This is a genomic window from Micrococcus endophyticus (assembly GCF_014205115.1).
In the GTDB taxonomy this organism is placed as follows: Bacteria; Actinomycetota; Actinomycetes; order Actinomycetales; family Micrococcaceae; genus Micrococcus; species Micrococcus endophyticus.
Genome location: NZ_JACHMW010000001.1, coordinates 1,543,510 through 1,567,700, shown reverse-complemented (window position 1 = coordinate 1,567,700; position 24,191 = coordinate 1,543,510). Strand labels below are relative to the sequence as shown.

Below are 24,191 nucleotides of genomic sequence, written 5' to 3'. Positions count from 1 at the left end.
TCAGGCCAGCGAGCCGGCGGCGGCCGCGGTGACGGCCGCGGCGGTGCCGCCCACGGCGCGGCGCACGGCCTGCACCAGCAGGTCCGAGCGGGTCAGGGACTCGACGCGACGGACCAGCTCGCGGCGGCCGTAGCGCTCGTGTATGCCGGGCAGCAGGCGCCAGGCCAGGTTGAGGTGCTGCAGGACGCCGAGCAGGAGCACGTCCTCGTCCGTGGCCTCGCGCTCGTCCAGGACCACGGCGGTCAGGCGGTCGAGCAGCTCGGCCCGGGTGCCCCCGCGGGGGAGGTGGCGGGTGGCCATGAAGGCCTTCTGCTCGGCCAGGTCCCCGGTCTCGGTGAGGCGGGCGATGACGGCCTTGCGCAGGTTCGGACGGCCCGCGGCGACGGCGGCGGTCACCGGGGTGCCCGCGAGGGCGTCGACCTTGCCCAGTCGGGCGTCCAGGACGGGGTGGCCGGTGACGCCGGCGGCGGTGACGAGCACCCGGGCGCGGTCCACGGGGGCGTCCTCGACGGTGACGATGCCCGCGGCGCGGTAGTCCGCGAGGGCGGCCGCCGCCAGGGCGACGCCATGGTGGGAGGGGCTCTCGGAGCGCCCGTCCTCGCGGGTGAGCAGCAGGTGCGTCTTCTCGGCGGTCAGCATGCGCCCAGCCTAGCAACGGGGCGCGGCGTCGGCCCGGGCCTCGGTCGCGGCGCAGGGCCCGGGACGCGGAACGGCCGCGACGCCCCGGGCGGGGCGCCGCGGCCGTGGCGCGGTCGGCGGGGGAGCGTCAGCCCGAGTAGGGCTTGACGTCCTTGATCTCGACCTTGATCTCCTTGCCGTTGGGCGCGGTGTAGGTCACCTTGTCGCCCTTGGCGGCGCCGTTGATGGCCTCGCCCAGCGGGGAGCGCTCGGAGTAGACCTCGAGGTGCTCGTCGTCCTCGGCGATCTCGCGGTTGCCGAAGAGGAAAGTCATCTCGTCGCCGGCGACGACGGCGGTCACCACGGTGCCCGGGTGCACGGCGCCGTCGTTCTCGGCGGCCTCGCCCACGCGGGCGGTCTCGAGGAGGTGCTTGAGCTCGGCGATGCGGCCCTCGTTCTTGGACTGCTCCTCGCGGGCGGCGTGGTAGCCGCCGTTCTCCTTGAGGTCGCCCTCGTCGCGGGCGGCCTCGATGCGCTCGATGATCTCCTGGCGGCCGGGGCCGGAGATGTGCTCGAGCTCCTTGGAGAGGCGGTCGAAGGCCTCCTGGGTCAGCCACGGGGCGTCGGACTGGCTGGTGGTCATGATGTTCCGCCTTTCTGTGTCGGTGGTGCGGAATCCTGGGGGCCCGGGGCGCCGGGGCGGCACGAGGCCGCATGCGAAAGACCCCGCCGATCAGGAGGACGCGCGGGCCGCGGGGGCTCCGTGCGACGCCTGCCTGACTCACCGGCGGGGCGGGAATGCTCAGAGCAGTCTATCCGCGGGACGTGGGTCACACCAAGAATCGCGCCGCGCCGTGACGCGTCGGGGCCGGTCAGCGGCCGGTGCGGAGCCCGGCGGGGGAGCGGCGGAGCACCTCAGAGCTTCCGGCAGGCCTCGACCACGCCGGAGTCGCCGCGGACCACGGTGCGCACGTCCACCGTGTAGACCTGCTGGGCGTCCGAGGGGGTGTCCCGCTGGTCCTGGGGCACGGACACCAGGCGCACGGTGCGGAAGCCCACGGGCGCGGCGTGCGAGTCCATCACGAGGACGTCGCACTCGGCCTGCACGCCCTCGGGGACGAGCACCTGGAAGGTGACGGTCGCGTTGCCGTCGTCCTCGATGGTGTAGCCGACGTCCTTGTACTCGATGTTGCCCACGGACAGGTTCAGGCCGAGCCACACGGCCAGCAGCACGGCGCCGAGGAGCCCGAGCACCCCGAGGCCGACCCACAGCCGACGGCGGGACGGACGATCCTGGTCGGTCCCGTAGCGGTTGGCTAGGGTGGGGTCCTGCGCGTGGACGGCGTGGGCGTGGTGAGACATCCCCTCCACCCTATCCGCAGCGCGCCCCCCGCGCGCCGACGTCGTCGTCGCCGGCCCCACCCCCCCTCCCCGCGATCCGATCAGGAGCGTGCGATCCACGTGACCGAGCAGTCCACCGCCCCCATCCGCCCGACCGACGCCGTGCCCGCCTCGGCGGGCCTGCGGCTGCTGGCCGTGCACGCCCACCCGGACGACGAGTCCTCGAAGGGCGCCGCCATGATGGCCGCCTACGCGCAGGCCGGGGCCGAGGTCATGGTGGTCACCTGCACCGGCGGCGAGGCGGGCGACCTGCTCAACCCCTCCTACGAGAACGTCGTGGCCACGGATCGGGACATCACGGCCGTGCGCCGCGAGGAGATGGCCGAGGCGGTGCGGGCGCTCGGCATCCAGCACTCGTGGCTGGGCTTCCTGGACTCGGGCCTGCCGGAGGGCGACCCCCTGCCGGCGCTGCCCGCCAACTGCTTCGCGGAGATCCCGCTGCGCACCGCCGCGGCCCCGCTCGTGGCCCTCGTGCGCCGGTTCCGCCCGCACGTGCTCATCGCCTACGACGAGGCCGGCGGCTACCCGCATCCGGACCACATCCAGGCCCACCACGTGGCCGTCGAGGCGTATCGCGCCGCCGGCGACCCGGACGCCTACCCGGAGACCGGGCCGGCCTGGGAGGTCTCCAAGCTCTACTACGACCGGGCCTTCAACCCGGAGAAGTTCCGCAGCCTCCACGAGGCGTTCATCGCCGCCGGGGACGAGTCCCCGTTCGAGGCGCGGCTGTCCATGTACGCCCAGATGGACGCGCTGCGCGAGGCGCGCCGCCGCCAGGAGGCGGGGGAGGACGTGCCGGACCCGGAGGACGCCCCGGGCTGGATCATCCCGGACCACGCCGTCACCACCCAGGTGCCCGTGGCGGACTTCCTCGAGCACCGCGACGCCGCCCTGCGCGCCCACCGCACCCAGGTGGACCCCGTGGGCTTCTTCTTCGCCGCCCCCAACGAGCTGCTGCGCACCTCGTGGCCGTGGGAGGACTACGCGCTCATCGACGCGCGGGTGCCCGTCGAGCTGCCCGAGCACGACCTCTTCGCCGGCCTGCGCTGACCGGGGCCGGGCCGCCCGCCCGCGTGGCGGCCCGGTAGAGTGGGGCAGCGTGAGTCCCCTCTCTGGCCTTCCCCTCGTCCTCACCGCGCTCGCGGCCGCGAGCCCCGCGCCGGTGCCCGCCGTCCCGGAGCCCACCCTGCGCCCGGGCCTCGAGGAGGCCGAGGTCACCCCCGGCATCGAGGGGTTCCTGTTCACCGCCCTCATGGTGGTGATGGCGATCATCGTCTTACGCGTCATGGTGCGCTCCGTGCGTCGCGTGCAGCAGCGCTCCCCGGAGGCCGAGGCCATGCTCGTGGACCGCCACCAGCAGCACCTGCCCGAGGACGTCCGCGAGCTCGCGCCGGAGGACGAGGAGCGGGACGCGCAGGACCGTCTGCGCCACCTCCAGGAGAAGTACCCGGGGTACCTGCAGGAGCCCGCGCCCCGGCCGCAGTCGCCCGACGACGGCCGGTCCTGACCGCCGCCCGGCCGCGGGCCGGCGTCGGGCCTCAGGCGACGACGAGCACGGCCCGGTAGATGGCCACGGCGTGGCACACGAAGCCGCCCACGGTGAACACGTGGAAGAGCTCGTGGAAGCCGAACCACTCCCGGTGGATGGTGGGCGCCCGCAGCGCGTAGAACACCGCCCCCACGATGTACGCCGCGCCGCCGGCCACGATCAGCCAGCCGGCCGCGACGTCGGCGGCGAAGAAGTCCCCGATGTACAGCAGCGCGGCCAGCCCCAGCACCACGTACACGGGCGTGTAGAGCCAGCGCGGGGCGTCCGTCCACAGCAGGCGGAAGGCGACGCCGGCCACCGCGCCCGCCCAGACCAGCGTGAGCAGCAGATGGGCCTTCCCCGGCGGGAGCAGGGCCAGGGACAGCGGCGTGTAGGTGCCGGCGATCACGAGCATGATGTTCGTGTGGTCCAGGCGCTTGAGCACGCGCGAGACCACCTCGTTCCACTGCACCAGGTGGTAGGTGGCCGAGACCCCGAACAGCAGCAGGCCCGTGACCGCGTAGACGGCCGAGGCCCAGCGCAGCGTCGCCGTGGGGGCGAGCACGATCAGCACGATGCCCGCGGCCAGCGTCAGCGGCGCCATGGCGGCGTGGATCCAGCCGCGCAGCCGCGGCTTGAACAGCGGGTGCTCCGGGTCTCGGATGCGTTCGATTCGCCAGCGCAGGCGCCGGGCGGCCTCGGGCTCGCGAGCGGGGGTAAGGGGGTCCATGGCCTCCATTGTCCTCCCTGCACGGGGCCGATCGCGCGCCGCCGCGTATCCTGGTGGCCCGGCCGTCCCCGGCCGGCCCGGACGCCGTGAGAGGCAGGTGTGACGTGCAGCGACCCGAGGCCTTCTACCGGCTGTACGAGCGGAGGCTCGCCCGTGGCCTGGACCCGGAGCGGCTGCCCCGGCACGTCGGCGTGCTCGTGGACGGCAACCGCCGGTGGGCCCGCGCGTTCGGCGCCACCACCCAGGAGGGGCATCAGGCCGGCGCCGAGCGGATCCTCGAGTTCATCGACTGGTGCGACGAGACCGGCATCCCCGTGGTCACGCTCTACATGCTCTCCACGGAGAACCTGGGTCGCCCGCCGGAGGAGCTGGAGGCCCTGCTCGGGATCATCCTGGCCACCGCGGAGCGCCTCGCCGAGCCGCGCGAGGGCCGCCGGCCCGTGCGCGTGCAGACGGTGGGCGCCGTGGACATGCTGCCGGAGGAGATGGCCCGCCGCCTGCGCGCGGTGGAGGAGCGCACCCGGGACAACGACGGCGTGCACGTGAACGTGGCCGTGGGCTACGGCGGCCGCCAGGAGATCCTCGACGCCGTGCGCGAGCTGCTGCGCGACGAGCACGGCCGGGGGCGCACCGCCGCGGAGATCGCCGACGCGATGACCGTCGAGCAGATCGCCGACCGCCTCTACACGCGCGGCCAGCCGGACCCGGACCTGGTCATCCGCACCTCGGGGGAGCAGCGGCTCTCCGGGTTCCTGCTGTGGCAGTCCGCCTACTCGGAGTTCTACTTCTGCGAGGCCATGTGGCCCGCGTTCCGCAAGGTCGACTTCCTGCGCGCCCTGCGCGACTACGGCAGCCGGCAGCGCCGCTTCGGCGCCTGAGGCCGGTCGGCGCGGCGGCGGGCGGAGCCTCGCGGCGCCGGTCAGATGTCGGCGTGGCGGGGGCGGCGGTCGCCGCGGCCCCACCACAGGCCCAGCAGCACCCCAACGACGGCGCCCGCCAGGTGCCCCGTCCACGAGACCCCGGGGGCCGGCAGCAGGCCGATGAGGCTCGAGCCCAGGTGCGTGAGCGCCACGAGCACCGAGACCACCACGGGCACCACGCGGCGCACGGCGATGCCGTAGACCACCAGGAACGCGACGAGCGCGTACACGATCCCCGAGGCGCCGATGTGCACGCCGGGGGAGCCGATCACCCACGTGAGCACACCCGAGCCCAGCCAGGCGGCCGCGAGCAGGGCCAACGGCCGCCCCGAGATGAGCGCGGCGAGCGGGCCGAGCAGGATCAGCGCCGTGGAGTTGCCGATCAGGTGTCCCCAGCCGGCGTGCAGCAGCGGGGAGAACAGGATGCCGTCCAGTCCGGTCACGCTGCGGGGGATCAGGCCGAGGCTGGGGATCACGAGCCGGCCGAAGAACACGAGGGCGATCTGGACGACCCACAGGGCGGCCACGAGCAGCAGCGTGGGCGCGATGACGGCCACGAGGCGGCCGCTCACGCGCTCGGCGAGCGAGGGGGCCGGCCGGGCGGCCGGGACGGCGCCGCGCTCGGGCAGGCGGGGCGTGGGGCGGTGCATGCTCATGGTCCCTCCTGAGTCCGACGACGGCGGCCGGGTGCGGGCGCGTCCGCGTGCGCCCAGTCTAGGCGGGGCCGCGGACGGGATGCGGAGCGGGGCGGCCCGGGACCGTCACGTCGACTTCATCCGCGGTTCATCCTCTCGGCCGCCCCGGCGACGCCCGGGCTTCCTAGCGTGGGCGGCGGACGCGGGCGTCCGCCCCGTCCGAGGCAGCGGCACAGGAGGCTGGCATGGTGGCAGAGCGCGTGGAGCACGGGCGGGCACTCACGGGGACGACGGAGGCGCGGCCGGATGCCGCCGGTGCTGCGGGGCACGCCGCCGCGGCGCGCACCGGAGCCGCGGACGCCGTCGTCGCCCCGGACGCGCGGGAGACCGGGCTGCGCACCTACGTGGTGGACACCTCCGTGCTGCTCTCCGACCCGCGCGCCTTGCTGCGCTTCGCCGAGCACGAGGTGATCCTGCCGCTCGTGGTGGTCTCCGAGCTGGAGGCCAAGCGGGCCGACCCGGACCTGGGCTACTTCGCCCGGACCGCGCTGCGGCTGCTCGACGACCTGCGCGGCCGGCACGGCGCCCTCGACCGGGCGGTGCCGATCAGCCCCGAGGGCGGCACCCTGCGGGTCGAGCTCAACCACGTGTCCACGGACGTCCTGCCGCTGGGCATCCGCGGCACGGACAACGACTCCCGCATCCTCGCCGTCGCGAAGGCGTTCGCGGACGAGGGCCGGGACGTGACCGTGGTGTCCAAGGACCTGCCCATGCGCGTGAAGGCGGCCGCCATGGGGCTGAGCGCGGACGAGTACCGGCACGAGCTGGTGCGGGACTCCGGGTGGCGGGGCACCGTGACCCTCACCGTGGAGCAGGAGCTGCTGGACGCCCTCTACGACGACGGCGAGGCGTCCCTGGCCGGCGTGCCGGTGGACGGGACGGACGGCGTGGGTGCGGGTGTGGAGGCGGAGGCGGACGGGACCGGGGCAGGAGGATCCGGGGTCGATAGGACCGGTGCCGAAGGGCCCGGGGCCGCGGTCCTGCCGGTGAACACGGGGCTGGTGCTCCTCGCCCCGCGCGGCTCCGCCCTGGCCCGCGTGGCCGAGGGCGGGCGGGCGCTGCTGGTGCGCGGGGACCAGGACGTGTTCGGCCTGCACGGGCGCTCCGCGGAGCAGCGGCTGGCGATCGACCTGCTCACGGACCCGGCCGTGGGCATCGTGTCCCTCGGCGGCCGCGCGGGCACGGGCAAGTCCGCCCTCGCGCTGTGCGCCGGCCTGGACGCCGTGATGGAGCGCCGCGAGCACCGCAAGGTGGTCGTGTTCCGGCCGCTGTACGCCGTAGGGGGCCAGGAGCTGGGCTATCTGCCGGGCTCCGAGGGCGAGAAGATGGGGCCGTGGGCGCAGGCGGTGTTCGACACGCTCGGCGCGCTCGTCTCCCCGTCCGTGATCGACGAGGTGGTGGACCGCGGCATGCTCGAGGTCCTGCCGCTGACCCACATCCGAGGGCGCTCCCTGCACGACGCCTGGGTGATCGTGGACGAGGCGCAGTCCCTCGAGCGGAACGTGCTGCTCACCGTGCTCAGCCGCATGGGGCGCAACTCGAAGGTGGTGCTCACCCATGACGTCGCCCAGCGGGACAACCTGCGCGTGGGCCGGCACGACGGGATCGCGGCCGTGGTGGAGCGGCTCAAGGGGCACCCGCTGTTCGGGCACGTGACGCTGACCCGGTCGGAGCGCTCGCCGATCGCCGCGCTCGTGACGGAGATGCTGGAGGACGGCCGCGGCTGAGCGCCGGCCGGGGAAAGAAAATGGGGCCGCTGCCGAAGCAGCGGCCCCCGGCGGGGGTGCTCGGCCCCGCGGAGGGGGGATGGGGGACCGAGGAAGCCCGCCACCATGGCCCCTTGAAACGGGATTGAGGCCATGGGGTCAGTCCGAGCTCCGGACATCCCATGAGACGGGCGGAAGCTCGTGACTCAAGAGTAGCCCCGGTTGCGCCCTGAAGCAATGGTCATTTCAGGTTGAGCTGTGGGCGGACGGGCCCGGGCGCTCGCGGGCCTGTGGACGGGGGCCTCCGGCTGACGGCGACGCGCCTAGGCTGGGCGCATGGACGGGGTGGGATGGGCCTGGGCGCAGGGGCTGCCGGCGACGGCGGTGCTCTGGTCCGCGGGGCTGGCGTGGTTCGCGGTGTGCGCGGCGGTGCTCGTGCGCGTCGACCTGCGCGAGCACCGGCTGCCCAACCGGTGGACGCTGCGGCTGGCCCTCGGCGGGCTGGCCGCGATGGCCGGGGGCGCCGCGCTCGCGGGCCGGGCCGACCTCGTGCTCTCGAGCGTGCTCGGCGGGCTCGGCTACGCCGCGGCGATGCTCGTGCTGCACGTGCTCAGCCGGGGCAGCCTCGGCATGGGGGACGTGAAGCTGGCCGCCGGCCTCGGGGCGTACACGGGGGTGCTGGGAGGCTCGGCCGTCGTGGCCGCGGGACTCGGTGCGATCCTGCTCGGGGGAGCAGTGGCCGCCGTCCTCGTGGCGGCGCGGCGGGCGAGCCGCTCCACGGCCCTGCCCTTCGGCCCGCCCATGATCCTTGCGGCGGCGGCCGTCCTGGCGTTCGCCCCCGCGGGCGGCTGAACGGGCGACAGCTCAAGAGACGACGGCGGCCGCCCTCCTCGCGGAAGGCGGCCGCCGTCGTCATGCTCCTGGACCCGGGGGCGAGGCGGATCCCCGCCGCGCCCCGGGCTCAGCCCCGGATCACTCCGGGTGCGTCATGGACATGGTGTCCAGGGCGGTGTCCAGCTGCTCCTCGGTGATCTCGCCGCGCTCGACGTAGCCGAGGTCCACCACGGCCTCGCGCACGGTCATCTTGTTGGCCACGGCGTGCTTGGCGATCTTCGCCGCGGCCTCGTAGCCGATCACCTTGTTCAGCGGGGTCACGATGGACGGGGAGGCGCCGGCCAGGAACGCGCAGCGCTCCTCGTTGGCCTCGATGCCGTCGATCATCTTGTCCGCCATCACGCGGGAGGTGTTGGCGAGCAGGCGGATGGACTCGAGCAGGTTGGCGGCCATCACCGGGATGCCCACGTTCAGTTCGAAGGCGCCGTTGGTGGAGGACAGGGACACGGTGGTGTCGTTGCCGATCACCTGGGCGCACACCATGATCGCGGCCTCGCAGATCACGGGGTTGACCTTGCCCGGCATGATCGAGGAGCCCGGCTGCAGGTCCGGGATGAAGATCTCGCCGAGGCCGGTGTTCGGGCCGGAGCCCATCCAGCGCAGGTCGTTGTTGATCTTCATGATCGAGTAGGCCACGTTGCGCAGCTGGCCGGAGGCCTCCACGAGGCCGTCGCGGTTGGCCTGCGCCTCGAAGTGGTTGCGGGCCTCGGTCAGCGGCAGGCCGGTCTCCTCGGCGAGCAGCTCGATCACGCGGGCGGAGAAGCCCTTGGGGGTGTTGATGCCGGTGCCCACGGCGGTGCCGCCGAGCGGGACCTCTGCGACGCGCGGCAGGGAGGACTCGACGCGCTCGATGCCGTAGCGGACCTGTGCGGCGTAGCCGCCGAACTCCTGGCCCAGGGTCACCGGGGTGGCGTCCATGAGGTGGGTGCGGCCGGACTTCACGATGTTCGCGAAGGCCTCCTCCTTCTTCTCGAGGGAGACGGCCAGGTGGTCCAGGGCGGGGATCAGCTCGTTGATCAGGGCGCCGGTGACGGCCACGTGCACGGAGGTGGGGAACACGTCGTTGGAGGACTGTGAGGCGTTGACGTGGTCGTTGGGGTGGACCTCGTCCTCGGAGCCGGCGTCCTTGAGGGCGCGGGTGGCGAGGGTGGCGAGCACCTCGTTGGTGTTCATGTTGGAGGAGGTGCCCGAGCCGGTCTGGAAGACGTCGATCGGGTACTGGTCGTCGTGCTCGCCGGCGATGACCTGGTCCGCGGCGGCCACGATGGCGTCCGCGCGCTCCTGGGAGATGACGCCGAGCTCGGCGTTGGCCTTGGCGGCGGCCTTCTTGACCTGGGCGAGGGCGTGGATGTGCGCCGGCTCGAGGCCCTTGCCGGAGATCGGGAAGTTCTCCACGGCGCGCTGGGTCTGGGCACGGTAGAGGGCGTCGATCGGCACCTTCACCTCGCCCATGGTGTCGTGCTCGATGCGGAACTGCTGCTCGGGGTTCTGTGCGGTCATGGCCACATCCTAGGGCGCGCCGGGGCTCCGGACCCGAACCGGACGCCCGGCGTCGTCACACCTGCAGCGCGCCCAGCACGCGGCCGGGCTGGGCGGTGCCGCCGGCCAGCGAGTAGGTCAGCCCGACGACGGCCGTCCGGCCCGCCTCGACGGCGTCGCGCACGGCCTGGCTCGTCTCCACGAGGCGGTCGCAGGTCTGGTCCACGTGCTCGGCCACGAAGTCGTCGATCTCCTCCAGGCCGCGGCGGCGCCCGGCCAGCACGGAGGGGGTGATGCGCTCCACGAGCGAGCGGATGAAGCCCGGGGGCATGTCCCCGGAGATGTAGGACTCCACGGTGGCGGTGACGGCGCCGCAGGAGTCGTGGCCGAGCACCACGATCAGCGGGATCTTGAGGACGTCCACGGAGTACTCGAGGGAGCCGAGAACGGCGTCGTCGATCACCTGGCCGGCCGTGCGGATGACGAACACGTCACCCAGGCCGACGTCGAAGATGATCTCCGCGGCCAGGCGGGAGTCGGAGCAGCCGAAGATGACGGCGATCGGCTCCTGGCCGGACGTCAGCGTGCTGCGGCGCTCCGCGTTCTGGTTGGGGTGGCCGGGGTCGCCGGCCACGAAGCGCCGGTTGCCCTCGGCCAGCGTCTCCCACGCCTCCTGGGGCGTGGGCCGGGAGCCGGCGGCGCCGTCGTCGTGGGCCGCGGCAGCGGCGGTGGCGGTGTTCTCGGTGCTCATCGGGTCTCCTTCGCGACGCCGCGGGCCAGGTCCTCGAGGACGGCGCGGTCGCCGGTGGTGGTGAGCACCACGGTGGTGTCCTCCACCTCCGTCACGAGGCGCTTCTCCGGGGCGCGGGGGTCCGCGTGGAGGTCCCACGCGAGCCCGTCGATCTCGAGCGTCTCCGTGGCGGGGACGCTGTCCACGCGCAGGGTCACCCAGGTGGGGTCCACGTCGTGGGCCTGCTGCATGCCGGCGAACACGGTGTCCGTGACCACCCAGCCTACGTCCCACGTGGAGACGCCGTCCATGGTCTGCAGGCGGGCGAAGTTCGCGTACCAGGACTCCGGGACCTCGGGGGCGAGGGCCGGGAGGACGCCGTCGTCGTGGGGCACGGTGGCGGCGGCGGCCGCCACGTCCACGCGGTCCTCGCGGGGCCGCTGCGGCGGCTCCGGGTTGAGGATCAGCACCACGGCCACCAGGGCCAGGAGCGCGACGACAGAGAGCACCATCCCGATCCACGGCTGCCGGGCCCGCTGCGCCTGCTTGGCGGTCAGGACGGGGCGGGGGGCGGGGGCGTTCGGATCGGTCGGATCCGTGGGATGGGTGGAGCTCACGGTGAGCATTGTGCCACCCCCTCCGGACCGCCCACCGTAGGATGAGGGAGAGGGCAGAGTCGCCCCCACGCCCCGTCCCCTTCGCGGACGGTGCGCCGCGAGCAAGGATCGGAGCAGCGATGACGAGCGCGTCCTCGGAGAAGACCGGCTACGAGAACCACGTCCCGGACCGCAACCTGGCCATGGAGCTGGTCCGCGTGACCGAGGCGGCGGCCATCGCCGCGAGCCCCTGGGTCGGCTACGGCGACAAGAACAAGGCCGACGGCGCCGCGGTGGACGCGATGCGCGCGTTCATGGACACCGTGAGCATGGCCGGCACCGTGGTGATCGGCGAGGGCGAGAAGGACGAGGCCCCCATGCTGTTCAACGGCGAGGAGGTCGGCGACGGCTCCGGCGCTCCCGTGGACGTGGCCGTGGACCCGATCGACGGCACCCGCCTGACCGCCATGGGCTACAACAACGCCCTGTCCGTCTTCGCGGTGGCCGAGCGCGGCACCATGTTCGACCCCTCCGCCGTGTTCTACATGGACAAGCTCGTGGTGGGCCCGGAGGCCGCGGACTTCGTGGACTTGCGCCTGCCGGTGAAGCAGAACGTCGCGCTCGTGGCCAAGGCGCTGGACAAGCCGGCCTCCCAGGTGACCGTGTGCGTGCTGGACCGCCCCCGTCACGAGGGCCTGGTCAAGGAGATCCGCGAGGCCGGCGCCCGCGTGAAGTTCATCCTCGACGGCGACGTCGCCGCCGCGATCGCCGCCGCCCGCCCGGACACCGGCGTGGACATGATGATGGGCATCGGCGGCACCCCCGAGGGCATCGTCACCGCGTGCGCCATCAAGGCCACCGGCGGCGTGATCCAGGGCCGCCTGGCCCCCACGGACGAAACCGAGAAGCAGAGGGCCCTCGACGCCGGCCTGGACCTGGACGCCGTCCTGTCCACGAACGACCTGGTCACCTCGGACCACTGCTACTTCGCCGCCACCGGCATCACCGACGGCGACCTGCTGCGCGGCGTGCGCTTCGTGGACGGCCGCGTGGTCACCCAGTCGATCGTGATGCGCTCCTGGTCCGGCACCGTCCGCACCGTGGACGCCGAGCACGACGTGCGCAAGTGGTCCAAGTGGCTCGAGGACCGCGGCACCCGCACCGGCCGCTGACCCACCCCCCCGCGCTTTCGCTCGGGAAATCGTCGCCACCGCCCCGGAATCCCGGGATGGTGACGACGATTTCCCGAGCGAAAGTCGTCTCTGGGGAGGGGCTGGGGAGGCCCCGGGGGAGGGTCAGCGGCGGGGCAGGCCCGTGACGTGGACCGTGGCGGGGGCGCCGTCGGCGGCGCGGACGGCCAGCGGCCCCGTCGCGGTCTCGGCGGCGGGCAGGAACACGGCCTCGCCCGGGCCGAGGGTGACCTCCTGGCCCGCCAGCCGCAGGTGCGCACTGCCCCGGGTGACCACGGCGATGCCGGGCCCGTGGACGTCGAGCTCACGGACGGCGTCGTCCTCGAGGGTGGCCTGCAGCAGCTCGAACTCGTCGAAGGGCGGGCGGAAGGCCACCACGGAGTCCGCCACGCGCTCGGGCTCGGTCGAGGGCACGGGCACCGCCTCGAACGTCACCACCCGGCGCAGCTCCTCGACGTCCACGTGCTTGGCCGTGAGCCCGCCGCGCAGCACGTTGTCCGAGGCGGCCATCACCTCCACGCCGAGCCCGTGCAGGTACGCGTGCACGTTGCCGGCGGGCAGGTGCAGGGCCTGGCCGGGGGCGAGGTCCACGCGGTTGAGGAGGATCGCCACGATCACGCCGGGGTCGTCCGGGTAGTGCTCGGCCACCTCGAGGGCGGTGGCGAGGGAGGGGTCGCGCTCGGCGAGGTCCTCGGCGGCGCGCAGGACCTCCACCACCTGGGCCACGGAGCCCGGAGCCGCCCACACGGACTCGGGGTCGAGGATCGCGGTGAACGCGTCCTCGAGGTCTCCGGCGGCGAGCGTCTGGCTGATCCGGGCCGCGGCGACGGCGACGGCGGACGTGTCCCCGTCCGCGTGCTCGGTGAGCGCGTGGGCGAGGGCCTCGAAGCTGTCCGAGGAGACCTCGGGGGAGCGGAAGCCGCACATCGCCGAGAAGTGGGTCAGGGCGACCAGCATCTCCGGCTTGTGGTTGGCGTCCTTGTAGTTGCGGTGCGGGGCGTCGACGGGCACGCCGGCGGCCTCCTCGGCCGCGAAGCCGGCGCGGGCCTGCTCGAGCGTGGGGTGCGCCTGGATGGACAGCGGCGCGCCCGCGGCGAGCAGCTTCGCCAGGTACGGCAGCCGGTCCGTGTCCACGTTCGGGCCGAGGCAGCGCTCGCGGTCCGCGGCGGTGAGCTCGTCGAGGCCGGTCACGGAGCCGTCGCCCACGACGACGCCGCACGGGGCGCCCGGATGGTCGCCCAGCCACATCTCGGCCTCGGGGCGGCCGGTGGGCTCCCGGCCCTGCAGGCGGGCCAGGAGCGTGGGGGAGCCCCACGCGTAGTCGCGGATGACGGGCTTCAGGACGTGCATGCCGACCAGCCTAGGCCAGGCGCGACGCCGATCGGCGGCCTGGCGGGCCGTCGTCGGGGTGCGCGGGGCGCGTCCGGGGGCCGGAGCCTCCCGTTTCCCGCACGAAAGCACCGGGCGAGCCTCCCGTTTCCCGCACGAAAGTGCCGGGGCGGGGTCAGCGGCCGGGCGCGCAGAGCCCGTTGGTCGAGGAGGCGTGGTTGAGCAGGTCCTCCTGGCCGAGGTCCTCGGCCAGCATGAGGTCCTCGGCGGTGTAGGCGCCGCCGTCGGGCCGGGTGGGCGGGGCCGGCCAGGTGGCCGGGTCGTCCTCGTCCACCTCGTCGGGGACGGCCTCCTGGGCCGCCACGGCGAGCACGGTGAGCAGCGGCAGGGCCGAGGCCCCGGATCCGACGCCGGCCGCGTGGCCCGCCTCGCCGCCCGTCGCACCCCCGGCCTGCCCGGGCTCCTCGGCGAGCATCTCGTCCACGCGCTGGTGGACGAGCCCGTAGTCGGGGAACGTCGTGAACTGGTCCCCGGTGTCGCCGAAGTCGGGCGGGCCCACGGTGAGCCGGCGCATCTCCTGGCCGCGGGAGCGCTCGGCGAGGTCCACGAAGGTGCCGAGCTGGGACTGCGGCAGGCTCGTGGTGACGATCTGCTGGCCGGCGTCGAGGATCTGCTCGAACCGGGTGAGCACGGTGCCGGGGCTGAACTGGGCGAGCATGGCCGCCTGCATGCACTGCTGGCGGCGGATGCGGGCGTAGTCCGTGGACCAGTGCCGTGAGCGGGCGAACGCGAGCGCGTCCTCCCCGTCGAAGTGGTGCTCGCCCGGCTCCCACCAGATGTTGCCCCACTCGCCGTCCGGGCGGACGCCGCGGTGCACCACGTAGCCGCCGGTGACGAGGTCCACGCCGCCCATGGCGTCGATCAGCTGGGCGAAGCCGCCCATGTCCATGAGGGCGTAGCCGGAGATCTCGAGGCCGAGGATGCCGCCGGCGGCGTCCATCATGGCCTCGGCGCCGGGGTCCTCGGCGTCCGGGTAGAGGTCCGGGTGGCGCGTCTCCACGTCCGTGTAGAGGGCGTTGAGGATGCACTCGTCGCCGCAGGAGAAGCCGTCCGGGTAGACGCTCCACAGCGGAGAGCCCTCGGTGAAGGGCGCATTCTGGAGGTTGCGGGGCAGGGAGAACATCACGACGGCGCCGCTGCGGGCGTCCACGGAGGCCACGTGGATGGAGTCCGGGCGCAGGCCCTCGCGGCCCTCGCCGGCGTCGCCGCCCATCACGAGGATGTTGTACCGGCCCTCGGTCCGGGCGACGGCGGGGCCGTCCCCGAAGACGTCGCCCAGGGCGCCGCGGCCCGCGTTCGTGGCCCACCCGCCGTAGAGCAGCGCTCCGCTGGTGAGGACGAGCGCCAGGACGGTGGCCACGGCGGTGGCCTTGCGCGCCCCGGGCGCCAGCAGGTGCAGGCGGATCAGCCGGAGCGTGTCGATCCACAGCACCGCCCAGCCCACGGCCAGCAGCCCCAGCGCGATCGCCAGCACGAGCAGCACGCCGTCCCGGGCGAGCAGGGAGATGAGGCTGGCCCGGTGGACGAGCCACCACAGCAGCCCCGCCAGCAGCACGCCCCACACGGCGACGGTCACGCGCAGGGCCGCGCGGCCCAGCGGACGGCTGCCGGCCACCACCTGGGCCCCGCCCGGCACGAACAGCGTCAGCAGGGTGAGGATCAGGGCGCGGCGGGTGCGCTCGGTGGGGGAGGCGACGCGCGGGTCCCGGACGGGGTCGCGCAGCGCGCCGGCGGCGGGGAAGGGGCCGGGAGCGTGGGACATCAGCGGTCGGCGACCATCCGCTCGCGCAGGCGGGCGCCCTTGGCCTGGGCCTGGGCGTTGAGCTCGGCGGCGTGCTCGGTCAGGGCGGCGCGCAGGCGCTCGCCCTCCGCTGTGTCCGCGGAGGCGAGGATGCGGGCGGCCAGCAGGCCGGCGTTGCGGGCGCCGTCCACGGACACGGTGGCCACGGGGACGCCGGCGGGCATCTGCACGATGGAGAGCAGGGAGTCCAGGCCGTCGAGGCTCTTGAGCTTCACGGGCACGCCGATCACGGGCAGCGGCGTGACGGAGGCGAGCATGCCGGGCAGGTGCGCGGCGCCGCCGGCGCCGGCCACGATCACCCGGATGCCGCGCTCGTGGGCGCGGGCCCCGAACTCCACCATCTCGTGGGGCATGCGGTGGGCGGAGACGACGCCGACCTCCACGGGCACGTCGAGCTCGCGCAGCGCCTCGGCGGCGGCGCTCATCACGGGCCAGTCGGAGTCGGAGCCCATCACCACGGAGACGACGGGCGCGTCGTCCTGCAGGGGCTGGGCGGGGTTCTGGGGCGTGGCGGTCATGGGCGGGCCTCCGGCGGGGTGGGGGTGGCGGGGGAGGAGGGGGACGCGCCGACGGCGTCCGGGGCGGCGCCGTCGCGCAGCACGGCGGCGGCGGACTCGGCGGCCCGCACGGCCTGCTCGAGGGTGAGTCCGTGGTCGGCGACGACGTTGACGTGGCCCACCTTGCGGCCGGGCCGCACGGCCTTGCCGTAGAGGTGGACCTTGGCCTGCGGGTGGGCGGCGAGGGCGTCGGAGAGGCCGGCGTGCAGGTCCTCGCGGGCGCCGCCGAGCAGGTTCTTCATGACGACGCCGGCCCCGCGCGGGGCGGTCTCGCCCAGCGGCAGGTCCAGGACGGCGCGCACGTGCTGCTCGAACTGTCCGGTGACGGCCCCGTCCATGGACCAGTGCCCGGAGTTGTGCGGGCGCATGGCCAGCTCGTTGACCTGGAAGCCGGGGCCCACGCCGGGGGTCTCGAAGAGCTCGACGGCGAGCATGCCGGTGACGTCCAGCTCCTCGGCCAGCAGCACGGCGGCGGCGGTGGCGGCCTCGGCAACGGCCGGGTCCAGGTCCCGGGCGGGGGCGACCACGAGGTCGCAGACCCCGGCCACCTGCACGGAGTCCACCACGGGGTAGGCCGCGACCCGCCCGAAGGGGGTGCGGGCCACCTGAGCGGAGAGCTCGCGGGCGAACGGCACGAGGGCCTCGGCGAGCAGCGGGGCGATGCCGGCGCCCAGCCACGTGCCCAGGGTGCCATCCGCGGCGGAGGCGCGGGCGTCGTCGGCGTCGTCGAGCTTCAGGACGCCCTTGCCGTCGTAGCCGCCGCGCGGGGTCTTCAGGATCATGGGCCAGCCGTGCTCGTCGCCGAACGCGAGGACCTCGTCGAGGTCCCGCACCGCGGCCCAGGCCGGGTTCGGCAGGCCGAGGCGCTCGACGGCGGCGCGCATCACCAGCTTGTCCTGGGCGTGCTGCAGGGCCTCGGGGCCGGGGCGCACGGCGACGCCGGCCTCCTGCAGCACGCGCAGGTGCTCGGTGGGCACGTGCTCGTGGTCGAAGGTCACCACGTCCACCGTGGCGGCGAAGGCGCGCAGGTCCGCCAGGTCCGTGTGGTCGCCGACCACATGCGGGGCCACCTGGGCCGCGGACGCGTCCGGGGCCTCCGCGAGCACGCGGAAGGGCACGCCGAGCTCCGCGGCGGGGCCCGCCATCATGCGGGCCAGCTGCCCGCCGCCGATCACACCGAGTCGAGGGGAAGTCACCGGTCCAGGCTAGTCGCGTCGCCTGAGAACTCGGTCACGGATCCCTGACGAGTCCCGGGACCCGCCCGGAATCGGGGGTCCCCGGGGCTACAGTGTTCCCAGCCCGTTGCGGGCCCGGCCCCTTCGGGCGGCCCCGCACGCCCCGCGTCCGCGCGGTCCCCGTTCCCGTCCCGAACCGAGGTCTCCCGCCCATGCTGTCCGATCTCTGGAGCCGTCTGACCGGCCTGGTGTCGATGCTGTGGCGTGAGGTCGCCAAGTTCGGCACCGTCGGCGCGGCCGCGTTCGTCATCGACTCCCTGGTGTTCTGGTGGATGATGACGGGCCCGCTCGAGGGCTCGAACGTCAAGGCCAAGATCGTGGCCGGCGTGGTGGCCACCCTGTTCAGCTGGGTCGCCAACCGCTACTGGACGTTCCGCGAGAAGCGCTCGTCCAACAAGACCCGCGAGCTCGTCATGTTCCTGCTGATGAACGCGATCGGCCTGGGCATCCAGGCGGGCTGCGTGTTCATCGCGCAGTACTTCATGGGCGTGACTGACCCGGGCGGCCTGTTCATCGCCGGCAACGTGGTGGGCCTGTTCTTCGGCACCGTGTTCCGCTACTTCGCCTACCGGTTCTGGGTGTTCAAGGAGGAGCTGGACGTGGAGCCCGGCTTCGCCAACGACATCGCGATCATCACCGGCCAGATGCCCGTGCTGCGCGACGAGCAGCTGCACCCGCACGGCCGCCACGAGGCGCGGGGCCGCCCGGCCGAGCGCCACGTCCGCCGGGACGACGGCCCGGCCCGCCACCGCGCCTCCTGAGCCCGGCTCGCGGGTCCGCAGGCTGCGCCCGGTCAGGGGCGCACCTGTACCGCCCGCCCGGCGTCCCACGCCTCCAGCACGGCCCGCATCCCCGCCCACGTGAGGCGGGGGCGCGGGCCGTCGTCGTCCTGGTCTTCGTCAGTTCGGGCGTCCCCGTCCGCCGCGGCGACGTCGGCGGCCGGCAGGGCCTCGGGGCGCACGTGGTCCACGGGGCCGGGCAGGGCGTCGGGCTGGCCGAGGATCTCGGCGGCCACGTCCACCGCGGGCGGGTCGGCCACGGCGCCGCCGGTCGGGAGCTCGAGCCCGCGGGGCAGCGCGACGACGAACACCGCAGTGGCCGGGTCGGTCCAGCGCTCCGGGCGGTCGGTCAGGACGGCCGCGGGGGCGGCGCCGTCCTCGGCGGGCTCGGCGCCGGCGCAGAGTACGCCGAGGGCCAGGGCGTGGGAGAGCCAGTGGGCGGGCAGGTCCAGGGCCACCGGGTCGCCGGGGCCGACGCCCTCGTCCGCCAGCAGGCCGGCCGTTTTGGCCGCCCAGTTCACGGTGACGCGACCGGAGAGCTCGATGCGCTGGTCCACGGCGCCGTGCTCGCCGGGGGCGCCCGGCTCCTGCACGAGCGCGGGGCGCGGCGAGGAGGCCAGGCGCAGCACGAGGGGGCCGGTGGAGCGGGGCGCGGAGAGGGAGACCATGCACCCAGTCTGGCACCCCGATCCCGCGCCGCGGCGGCCCCCCGGGGTCGGCCCCGGGGCCGAGGTCCGGGGCCCCGGCGGGCCCGTGCTCGGCTTGACGGGACACGAATCACACCGATGTAATGAAGGCCGGGTCAGCGGCCTCTCACAGGCGCCGCACCGGCTTGTCCGGGGCCCGCGCGGACCGGCAGGAGAACGGGATCCCGCGTCAGCCACGTCGAGCCTGGGAAGAGGCGTCTCACATGGAGCACACGCAGCGAGTCGAGGACACGCACCGCGCCGAGTCGGCGCAGGCGGCGGCGCCTCGCCCGCGCGGAGTCCCCAGTGACTGGTTCCTGGACCCGGCCGATCCGCTGGCCGGCGCCGACGCCGCCACCCTGGAGGACCAGGCCACCGCCCTGCTCTCCGCCCACGACCTCGAGGACGAGGCCGGCACCCCGTCCGCCACCGTCACCGCCCTCTTCCCGGGCGACGCCGGCCGGCCGGTCGAGGCCGCGCCCGTCGCGGACGACTGGGTCGCGATCGCGGGCCTGGTCACCGAGCCCGTCGAGGGCGAGCTGGCCTGGCAGGTGGACGCGCTGTGCGCCCAGACGGACCCCGAGGCGTTCTTCCCGGAGAAGGGCGGCTCCACGCGGGACGCCAAGCGCGTGTGCGAGGCCTGCGTGGTCAAGGACCAGTGCCTCGAGTACGCCATGGAGAACGACGAGCGCTTCGGCATCTGGGGCGGCCTCTCGGAGCGGGAGCGCCGCCGGCTGCGCCGCGCCCGCGCCTGACGCCTCGGCCCTGCCCTCCCGGCGGGGGACGACGGCGGCGTCAACGGCCCCGGCTCAGCCGCGGCCCCATTCCGGGTCCAGCACGCGCGGGTCCACCCCGAGCGCGTCGGCGCAGCGGCTCAGCGCGACCCCGTAGACGGCCCCCTCGAGGTCGTCCGGCTCGGCGGCCTCCCGCAGGGGCCGCTCGAAGAGGGTGATCACCACCCCGTCCCCGCCCTGGCGCTCGGCCCGGGCGAACAGCGTCTCCTCGTCCCGCTCCGCCCCGGCGCGCAGCGCATGCAGCCGCTCGTCCAGGCGGTCCGGGATCCGCTCCACGCGCGCGGTCACGTGCCGCAGCCCGGGCGCCTCGAGGGCGGCCAGCCGGTCCACGGCCTTCTCCACGGCGGTGAGCAGCGCCTCGCCGCGGCCCCGCTCCGAACGCATCCCGAAGGGACGGGGGTGGCGCAGCCCGCGGCCCCGGCGGTCGCGCGTGCGCCGCGCGCCGTGGTCGCCCGCGCCGGACGCGGCGGCGCCCGGCCTGGCGGCTCCCGTCTCGGCCGGGCCGCCGGACGCGCCCGGCTCGGCCCCCGCCGCGTCGCCCTCCCCGGCGGGCAGGGGGGCGAGGGGGTCGGGGGAGGCGGGCGCGGTCATGCGCGCCATGGTAGGCCACCGCGCGGGCGGGAGGGCCGAGTAGGGTGGTCTGCCGTGGGACCCATGCGACGCTGCAGCAAGACCGGATGCCAGAGCCCGGCCCTGGCCACGCTGACGTACAACTACGCCGACTCCCAGGTGGTGATCGGCCCCCTGGCGCAGCGCGCCGAGCCGCACACCTACGACCTCTGCGCCGAGCACGCGCGCCGCACCACGGCCCCCCGCGGCTGGGAGGTGCTGCGCCTGGAGCTGCCCGAGCACTACGAGACGACCGCGCCGGACGGCACCGTGCACACGGTGCCCACCGCTCCGCGCGCCGTCCCGGCGGCGGAGCCCTCCGACGTCGCCCCCCGGCCCGCCCGCACGGCGCCGCGCGTCGTCCTGTCCGCCTCCGCCGCCGGAGACGACGAGCCCGCGGTGCCCCGTCCGCCGGCCCGCCCCGGCCTGCGCCTGGTCCGCGACGACGACTGAGGGGCCGCCGGTCCTGCGCGGCCGTCAGCTCCCGGAGGCCGCGGCGTCGGGGTCCGGGCGCCGTGCCACGCCGGCCTCCAGGGCCCCCGGCTCGATCCGCAGCACGGTGGCGCCGTGGTCCCCGCCCACGATGTGTGGCTGCAGGGTGCCCCAGAAGTACGTGACCTCCACGTGGTGCAGGAGCGCGGTCCGGGCCGCCTCGGCATCGCCGGCGAGGATCGCGCCCAGGAGCTCGCGGTGGTCCATGTCCTCGTGGGCGGCCTTGACCTCCGGCAGGGACGTGACGCGGATGAACCGGGTGAGCTGCTCCTGGATCTCGCGCTCGGCCTGGACCAGCCGGGGATTGCCGGACATCTTCGCCACGTGGATGTGCAGCCGCGCGTCGGCGAACCGCCGGCCGCTGGTGCTCTCGATGACCTGCAGGTACTCGTCCTCGAGGCGGCGCAGGTCGGCGATCTCGGTCTCGCGGGCGCGCAGCGCCGCGAGGTGGGAGGCCTCGCCCGAGACAGCCCGGCGCCAGTCCGTGAGGACGCGCAGCTCGTCGATGGTGACGTGGTGGCGCAGCGCCTCGGCCTCGAGCTTCTCCGCGATGTCCGCGACCACGCGCGTGCCGCCGTGGCGCCCGCGGCTCGTCGCCACGTATCCGTCGCCGCGCAGCCGGGCCAGGGCCTGGCGCAGCGTCATGGCGGCCACCTTGAAGTGCGCGGCCATCGCCTCCTCGGAGGGCAGCCGCTCGCCGGCCGGGATGCGCCCGGTGGAGATGGCCTCGATGAGCGCGGCGTACACCTCGTCGGCGCCGATCCGCAGGGCGGCCGGGGGGAGGGGGAGATCGATGGTGTCCATATACATGCAGACCCTATAGGTATTTTTGGGATCCTGCTCGGACCCGGACGGTCCGACCGCCCCGAGGCCGGGAGGGAGGGTCCCTCCCGGCGTCGGCGGCCCCTCGTCAGGCGATGCCCAGGTCGCCCATCAGCGCGTCGGCCAGCACCTCGGCGCCGGTCTCCGCATCGTCGTCCTCGACGTGCTCCTCGTGTGCGTGGGAGACGCCGGTGGGGTTGCGCACGAACAGCATCGCCGTCGGGACGTGCGCGGCGAGGATGCCGGCGTCGTGTCCCGCGCCCGTGTCGAGCACGGGGGCGTCCGGCAGGGCGTCCTCCAGGCGGCGGCGCAGCCCCGGGTCGAAGTGCGTGGTCGGGGAGAGCGACTCCTCGCGGAGGTCGACCCCGCATCCCTGGCCTGCCGCCAGGTCCCGGGCGAGCGCGGCGATCTGCTCCACCACGAGGGCCGTGACGGCGTCCTCGGGGTGGCGCACGTCCAGCCACACGTCCACGCGCGAGGCGATCACGTTGGTGCCGCCGGGGACCGGCTGCAGGCGCCCCACGGTGGCGCGGGCGCCCTCGTGCCGGGCCGCGATGCCCGGGATCTGGGCGATCACGCCCGCCGCGGCGACGAGCGGGTCGTGCCGGTCGCGCATGAGCGTGGTGCCGGCGTGGTTGCCCTGGCCGGTGAAGGTGAGCCGCCACCGGCCGTGGCCGAGGATCGATGACCCGATGGCGACCGGCTGCCCGAGGTCGATCAGCCCCCGGCCTTGCTCGACGTGGAGCTCGATGAACGCGCCGATCTGCGCCAGGCGCTCGGCGTCCGGGCCCATGCGCTCCGGGTCGAGGCCCGCCGCGCGCGAGTGCTCGGCGAAGGTGCCGCCGTCCTCGTCCTTGAGGGCCAGGGCCTTCTCGACGGCGATGGCGCCCGTGAGGATCCGGGAGCCGAGGCAGGCGATGCCGTAGCGGGAGCCCTCCTCCTCGGGGAAGACCGCGATCGCCAGCGCGCGGTCCGGCCGGCGGCCCTGCTCGCGCAGCACGTCGACGGCGGCCAGGGCCGAGGCCACGCCCAGCGGCCCGTCGAAGGCGCCGCCGCCGGGGACCGAGTCCAGGTGGCTGCCGGTGACGATCGCCCCGGCACGGTCCCGCGAGGGCAGGTCCCACCAGGCCCAGATCACGCCGTTGCGGTCGGTCTCCACGTCCAGACCGCGGGCCTGCGCCTCTGCGACGAACCAGCCGCGCAGGTCGAGCTCGGCCGTGGAGTAGACGGGGCGGGTGTAGCCGCCGCGCGTCCTGTCCCGGCCCGTGTCCGCGATGGCGGCCATCAGGGAGGTGACCCGGCGGGTCGCGGGCGCGGTCACCGCTGGGCCTCCGCCCGGTGGTGGGCGACGCGGAACCGGTCGGGCACGGTTCCCGCGCCCGTGGCCAGGCCCGCGGCCAGCTCGCCCAGCAGCGGGGCGAACTTGCCTCCGTGGCCGGAGCAGGCGGAGAGGAGGACGACGCCGTCGGCCTCGTCGATCACGAAGTCCTCGTTCGGGGTCATGGTGAACAGGCACGTGGCCTCGGCGTAGGGCTCGGGCACGACGCCGGGCAGGTACCGCATGGCGTAGTCCTGGACCCTGCGGCGCATCTCCTCGGTGATGAGCCCGGACTGGTCCCGGGCGGAGGGCAGGACCGGCCCGCCCTTGTACTGCGCCATCTTCTGCCCGCTGAATCCCGCGTCCCGGCCCCCGGGCAGGCCGTAGGTCTGCATCTCGGAGCGCTTGTGGATGAACGTGGGCCAGGCCGGGTAGGCGGCGCCGGACTCGTCGGCCTCGCGCCACGGCAGGTGGAAGGCCTGCTCCTCGCGCACCTCGAACGCGGGGACGGACTCCAGGAAGCCCGCGGGCAGGGCCAGGTCGCCGAGCAGGGCCGGCAGCCAGCCGCCGGCGGCCACGATGACCTTCGCCCCGGTCACGCTGCGCCCGTCCGCCGAGCGCACCTCGAAGCCGCCGGCGGTGCGGCGGATGCCGGCCGCCTCCCAGTGGGTGTGGACCTCGGCGCGGCCGGTGGCCTGCGCGAGCTCGAGCATCGCTTCGATCGTGCCCAGCGCGTCGAGGACCCCCGCGTCGGGGTGGTAGAGCACCTCGGTGTCGAAGGCGATCTGCGGGAAGCGCTCCCGGGCCGCGTCGGCGGAGAGCAGCTCGTGCGCCACGCCCGAGGCCTCGAGCACCGCGGCGAGGCCCCTGGGATCGCGCAGGTCTCCGAAGTCCACGGAGCCGGTGGGGGTGATGAGCCGGCGGCCGCTCGCGGCCTCCAGCTGGTCCCAGCCCTGCCGGGCGCGCACCACGAGGTCCGTGTAGGCCTTCTCGGGGTAGGCGTAGCGGAAGATGCGGGCGGAGCCGTGGGAGCTGCCCTCGTGGTTGCCGGGGGTCGTGCGCTCGAGGACGCTCACGTGGTGGCCGGCCTCGGCGAGGTGCCAGGCGGCGGCCGCCCCGGCGAGTCCGGCGCCGATGACGATGAAGTCGGAGGAAGACATGTGCGCTCCTGGGTTCGTGATGGTGCGTGCCCGGGGTCCGGCACGACTCCAGTCCACCCGCG

The 24,191-nt window shown here is 74.8% G+C and carries 26 protein-coding genes; 9 read left to right on the top strand and 17 right to left on the bottom strand.

Going from position 1 to position 24,191, the window contains the following annotated elements; all coding sequences use genetic code 11:
* From HDA33_RS07160 to HDA33_RS07150, 3 genes are all read right to left on the bottom strand, one after another.
* Positions 1–639 carry a GPP34 family phosphoprotein gene (locus HDA33_RS07160; RefSeq protein WP_184172138.1) on the bottom strand — a complete coding sequence of 213 codons (639 nt, stop codon included), beginning with the start codon at positions 637–639 and terminating at the stop codon, positions 1–3.
* 127 nt (positions 640–766) lie between these two features.
* Positions 767–1,261 (bottom strand): transcription elongation factor GreA, encoded by a 495-nt coding sequence (gene greA / locus HDA33_RS07155; protein ID WP_158492231.1) that lies wholly within the window; start codon positions 1,259–1,261, stop codon positions 767–769.
* Between the two features lie 272 nt (positions 1,262–1,533).
* Positions 1,534–1,980, bottom strand: a complete 447-nt coding sequence (locus tag HDA33_RS07150) for a DUF4307 domain-containing protein (protein ID WP_158495095.1) — start codon at positions 1,978–1,980, stop codon at positions 1,534–1,536.
* 99 nt (positions 1,981–2,079) lie between these two features.
* On the opposite strand from HDA33_RS07150, the gene mca reads away from it, so the two are divergent.
* Both mca and HDA33_RS07140 read left to right on the top strand, forming a co-directional pair.
* A complete protein-coding gene (gene mca / locus HDA33_RS07145) occupies positions 2,080–3,069 on the top strand; it encodes a mycothiol conjugate amidase Mca (protein ID WP_158492229.1) in 990 nt (329 codons plus the stop codon).
* A gap of 49 nt (positions 3,070–3,118) precedes the next feature.
* Positions 3,119–3,526, top strand: coding sequence for a hypothetical protein (locus HDA33_RS07140; protein WP_158492228.1), 408 nt, complete (start codon positions 3,119–3,121; stop codon positions 3,524–3,526).
* Positions 3,527–3,557: 31 nt separating this feature from the next.
* On the opposite strand, the gene trhA is transcribed toward HDA33_RS07140, so the two are convergent.
* Complete coding sequence (gene trhA, locus HDA33_RS07135) at positions 3,558–4,277, bottom strand: PAQR family membrane homeostasis protein TrhA (protein ID WP_158492227.1); 720 nt, start codon at positions 4,275–4,277, stop codon at positions 3,558–3,560.
* A gap of 104 nt (positions 4,278–4,381) precedes the next feature.
* On the opposite strand from trhA, the gene HDA33_RS07130 reads away from it, so the two are divergent.
* Positions 4,382–5,155 (top strand): isoprenyl transferase, encoded by a 774-nt coding sequence (locus tag HDA33_RS07130; RefSeq protein ID WP_017488462.1) that lies wholly within the window; start codon positions 4,382–4,384, stop codon positions 5,153–5,155.
* A 41-nt stretch (positions 5,156–5,196) separates the two neighbouring features.
* Here the strand turns inward: HDA33_RS07130 and HDA33_RS07125 are convergent, their stop codons facing one another.
* The gene (locus HDA33_RS07125) at positions 5,197–5,853 is read right to left on the bottom strand and encodes a rhomboid family intramembrane serine protease (RefSeq protein ID WP_184172137.1); all 657 of its coding nucleotides are present in this window, start codon (positions 5,851–5,853) and stop codon (positions 5,197–5,199) included.
* A gap of 224 nt (positions 5,854–6,077) precedes the next feature.
* Here HDA33_RS07125 and HDA33_RS07120 point away from each other — a divergent pair, with 224 nt between their 5' ends.
* Both HDA33_RS07120 and HDA33_RS07115 read left to right on the top strand, forming a co-directional pair.
* Entirely contained in the window at positions 6,078–7,619 is a 1,542-nt protein-coding gene (locus tag HDA33_RS07120; protein WP_184172135.1) for a PhoH family protein, read from the top strand.
* Between the two features lie 315 nt (positions 7,620–7,934).
* A complete protein-coding gene (locus tag HDA33_RS07115; RefSeq protein ID WP_158492224.1) occupies positions 7,935–8,450 on the top strand; it encodes a prepilin peptidase in 516 nt (171 codons plus the stop codon).
* Positions 8,451–8,570: 120 nt separating this feature from the next.
* Here the strand turns inward: HDA33_RS07115 and HDA33_RS07110 are convergent, their stop codons facing one another.
* From HDA33_RS07110 to HDA33_RS07100, 3 genes are read right to left on the bottom strand one after another with little or no spacing between them, the layout of a single operon-like run.
* Entirely contained in the window at positions 8,571–9,992 is a 1,422-nt protein-coding gene (locus tag HDA33_RS07110) for a class II fumarate hydratase (RefSeq protein WP_158492223.1), read from the bottom strand.
* 55 nt (positions 9,993–10,047) lie between these two features.
* The gene (locus HDA33_RS07105; protein WP_246416905.1) at positions 10,048–10,722 is read right to left on the bottom strand and encodes a carbonic anhydrase; all 675 of its coding nucleotides are present in this window, start codon (positions 10,720–10,722) and stop codon (positions 10,048–10,050) included.
* Entirely contained in the window at positions 10,719–11,327 is a 609-nt protein-coding gene (locus HDA33_RS07100) for a DUF4245 domain-containing protein (protein WP_158492221.1), read from the bottom strand. The genes HDA33_RS07105 and HDA33_RS07100 overlap by 4 nt, the downstream gene beginning before the upstream one ends.
* A 110-nt stretch (positions 11,328–11,437) precedes the next feature.
* Here HDA33_RS07100 and glpX point away from each other — a divergent pair, with 110 nt between their 5' ends.
* Complete coding sequence (gene glpX, locus HDA33_RS07095) at positions 11,438–12,469, top strand: class II fructose-bisphosphatase (protein WP_184172133.1); 1,032 nt, start codon at positions 11,438–11,440, stop codon at positions 12,467–12,469.
* 123 nt (positions 12,470–12,592) lie between these two features.
* Here the strand turns inward: glpX and manA are convergent, their stop codons facing one another.
* From manA to HDA33_RS07075, 4 genes are all read right to left on the bottom strand, one after another.
* Positions 12,593–13,837: a mannose-6-phosphate isomerase, class I gene (manA, locus tag HDA33_RS07090; RefSeq protein ID WP_158492219.1), complete on the bottom strand. Its 1,245-nt coding sequence runs from the start codon at positions 13,835–13,837 to the stop codon at positions 12,593–12,595.
* Between the two features lie 154 nt (positions 13,838–13,991).
* The gene (locus tag HDA33_RS07085) at positions 13,992–15,638 is read right to left on the bottom strand and encodes an LCP family glycopolymer transferase (protein ID WP_184172131.1); all 1,647 of its coding nucleotides are present in this window, start codon (positions 15,636–15,638) and stop codon (positions 13,992–13,994) included.
* Entirely contained in the window at positions 15,638–16,195 is a 558-nt protein-coding gene (gene purE, locus HDA33_RS07080; RefSeq protein WP_184172129.1) for a 5-(carboxyamino)imidazole ribonucleotide mutase, read from the bottom strand. Before purE ends, HDA33_RS07085 begins: the two co-directional genes overlap by 1 nt.
* Positions 16,192–17,430, bottom strand: coding sequence for a 5-(carboxyamino)imidazole ribonucleotide synthase (locus tag HDA33_RS07075; protein ID WP_338104281.1), 1,239 nt, complete (start codon positions 17,428–17,430; stop codon positions 16,192–16,194). The genes purE and HDA33_RS07075 overlap by 4 nt, the downstream gene beginning before the upstream one ends.
* Before the next feature lie 191 nt (positions 17,431–17,621).
* Here HDA33_RS07075 and HDA33_RS07070 point away from each other — a divergent pair, with 191 nt between their 5' ends.
* Positions 17,622–18,230 (top strand): GtrA family protein, encoded by a 609-nt coding sequence (locus HDA33_RS07070; protein WP_158492217.1) that lies wholly within the window; start codon positions 17,622–17,624, stop codon positions 18,228–18,230.
* Between the two features lie 32 nt (positions 18,231–18,262).
* Here HDA33_RS07070 and HDA33_RS07065 read toward each other — a convergent pair whose 3' ends face one another.
* Complete coding sequence (locus HDA33_RS07065) at positions 18,263–18,916, bottom strand: TIGR03089 family protein (protein WP_184172127.1); 654 nt, start codon at positions 18,914–18,916, stop codon at positions 18,263–18,265.
* A 242-nt stretch (positions 18,917–19,158) separates the two neighbouring features.
* Here HDA33_RS07065 and HDA33_RS07060 point away from each other — a divergent pair, with 242 nt between their 5' ends.
* Entirely contained in the window at positions 19,159–19,689 is a 531-nt protein-coding gene (locus HDA33_RS07060) for a WhiB family transcriptional regulator (RefSeq protein ID WP_184172125.1), read from the top strand.
* 54 nt (positions 19,690–19,743) lie between these two features.
* On the opposite strand, the gene HDA33_RS07055 is transcribed toward HDA33_RS07060, so the two are convergent.
* Positions 19,744–20,319 (bottom strand): hypothetical protein, encoded by a 576-nt coding sequence (locus HDA33_RS07055; RefSeq protein ID WP_246416903.1) that lies wholly within the window; start codon positions 20,317–20,319, stop codon positions 19,744–19,746.
* 63 nt (positions 20,320–20,382) lie between these two features.
* Between HDA33_RS07055 and HDA33_RS07050 the strand changes: the two genes are divergently transcribed.
* Positions 20,383–20,790, top strand: a complete 408-nt coding sequence (locus HDA33_RS07050; RefSeq protein ID WP_221432972.1) for a DUF3499 family protein — start codon at positions 20,383–20,385, stop codon at positions 20,788–20,790.
* Positions 20,791–20,814: 24 nt separating this feature from the next.
* Here HDA33_RS07050 and HDA33_RS07045 read toward each other — a convergent pair whose 3' ends face one another.
* The 3 genes from HDA33_RS07045 to HDA33_RS07035 form a co-directional block, all read right to left on the bottom strand.
* A complete protein-coding gene (locus HDA33_RS07045; RefSeq protein ID WP_017487977.1) occupies positions 20,815–21,633 on the bottom strand; it encodes a FadR/GntR family transcriptional regulator in 819 nt (272 codons plus the stop codon).
* A 106-nt stretch (positions 21,634–21,739) separates the two neighbouring features.
* Entirely contained in the window at positions 21,740–22,972 is a 1,233-nt protein-coding gene (locus tag HDA33_RS07040) for an allantoate amidohydrolase (RefSeq protein ID WP_184172119.1), read from the bottom strand.
* Entirely contained in the window at positions 22,969–24,129 is a 1,161-nt protein-coding gene (locus tag HDA33_RS07035; RefSeq protein ID WP_184172117.1) for an FAD-dependent oxidoreductase, read from the bottom strand. Before HDA33_RS07035 ends, HDA33_RS07040 begins: the two co-directional genes overlap by 4 nt.
* Positions 24,130–24,191: the final 62 nt, after the last annotated feature.

What these genes read in the sequence shown, in the direction of transcription:
- HDA33_RS07160 (WP_184172138.1), bottom strand. Translation starts at nt 639, where the DNA reads ATGCTGACCGCCGAGAAGACGCACCTGCTGCTCACCCGCGAGGACGGG.
- greA (WP_158492231.1), bottom strand. Translation starts at nt 1,261, where the DNA reads ATGACCACCAGCCAGTCCGACGCCCCGTGGCTGACCCAGGAGGCCTTC.
- HDA33_RS07150 (WP_158495095.1), bottom strand. Translation starts at nt 1,980, where the DNA reads ATGTCTCACCACGCCCACGCCGTCCACGCGCAGGACCCCACCCTAGCC.
- trhA (WP_158492227.1), bottom strand. Translation starts at nt 4,277, where the DNA reads ATGGACCCCCTTACCCCCGCTCGCGAGCCCGAGGCCGCCCGGCGCCTG.
- HDA33_RS07125 (WP_184172137.1), bottom strand. Translation starts at nt 5,853, where the DNA reads ATGAGCATGCACCGCCCCACGCCCCGCCTGCCCGAGCGCGGCGCCGTC.
- HDA33_RS07120 (WP_184172135.1), top strand. Translation starts at nt 6,078, where the DNA reads ATGGTGGCAGAGCGCGTGGAGCACGGGCGGGCACTCACGGGGACGACG.
- HDA33_RS07115 (WP_158492224.1), top strand. Translation starts at nt 7,935, where the DNA reads ATGGACGGGGTGGGATGGGCCTGGGCGCAGGGGCTGCCGGCGACGGCG.
- HDA33_RS07110 (WP_158492223.1), bottom strand. Translation starts at nt 9,992, where the DNA reads ATGACCGCACAGAACCCCGAGCAGCAGTTCCGCATCGAGCACGACACC.
- HDA33_RS07105 (WP_246416905.1), bottom strand. Translation starts at nt 10,722, where the DNA reads ATGAGCACCGAGAACACCGCCACCGCCGCTGCCGCGGCCCACGACGAC.
- HDA33_RS07100 (WP_158492221.1), bottom strand. Translation starts at nt 11,327, where the DNA reads ATGCTCACCGTGAGCTCCACCCATCCCACGGATCCGACCGATCCGAAC.
- glpX (WP_184172133.1), top strand. Translation starts at nt 11,438, where the DNA reads ATGACGAGCGCGTCCTCGGAGAAGACCGGCTACGAGAACCACGTCCCG.
- manA (WP_158492219.1), bottom strand. Translation starts at nt 13,837, where the DNA reads ATGCACGTCCTGAAGCCCGTCATCCGCGACTACGCGTGGGGCTCCCCC.
- HDA33_RS07085 (WP_184172131.1), bottom strand. Translation starts at nt 15,638, where the DNA reads ATGTCCCACGCTCCCGGCCCCTTCCCCGCCGCCGGCGCGCTGCGCGAC.
- purE (WP_184172129.1), bottom strand. Translation starts at nt 16,195, where the DNA reads ATGACCGCCACGCCCCAGAACCCCGCCCAGCCCCTGCAGGACGACGCG.
- HDA33_RS07070 (WP_158492217.1), top strand. Translation starts at nt 17,622, where the DNA reads ATGCTGTCCGATCTCTGGAGCCGTCTGACCGGCCTGGTGTCGATGCTG.
- HDA33_RS07065 (WP_184172127.1), bottom strand. Translation starts at nt 18,916, where the DNA reads ATGGTCTCCCTCTCCGCGCCCCGCTCCACCGGCCCCCTCGTGCTGCGC.
- HDA33_RS07060 (WP_184172125.1), top strand. Translation starts at nt 19,159, where the DNA reads ATGGAGCACACGCAGCGAGTCGAGGACACGCACCGCGCCGAGTCGGCG.
- HDA33_RS07055 (WP_246416903.1), bottom strand. Translation starts at nt 20,319, where the DNA reads ATGACCGCGCCCGCCTCCCCCGACCCCCTCGCCCCCCTGCCCGCCGGG.
- HDA33_RS07050 (WP_221432972.1), top strand. Translation starts at nt 20,383, where the DNA reads ATGCGACGCTGCAGCAAGACCGGATGCCAGAGCCCGGCCCTGGCCACG.
- HDA33_RS07045 (WP_017487977.1), bottom strand. Translation starts at nt 21,633, where the DNA reads ATGGACACCATCGATCTCCCCCTCCCCCCGGCCGCCCTGCGGATCGGC.
- HDA33_RS07035 (WP_184172117.1), bottom strand. Translation starts at nt 24,129, where the DNA reads ATGTCTTCCTCCGACTTCATCGTCATCGGCGCCGGACTCGCCGGGGCG.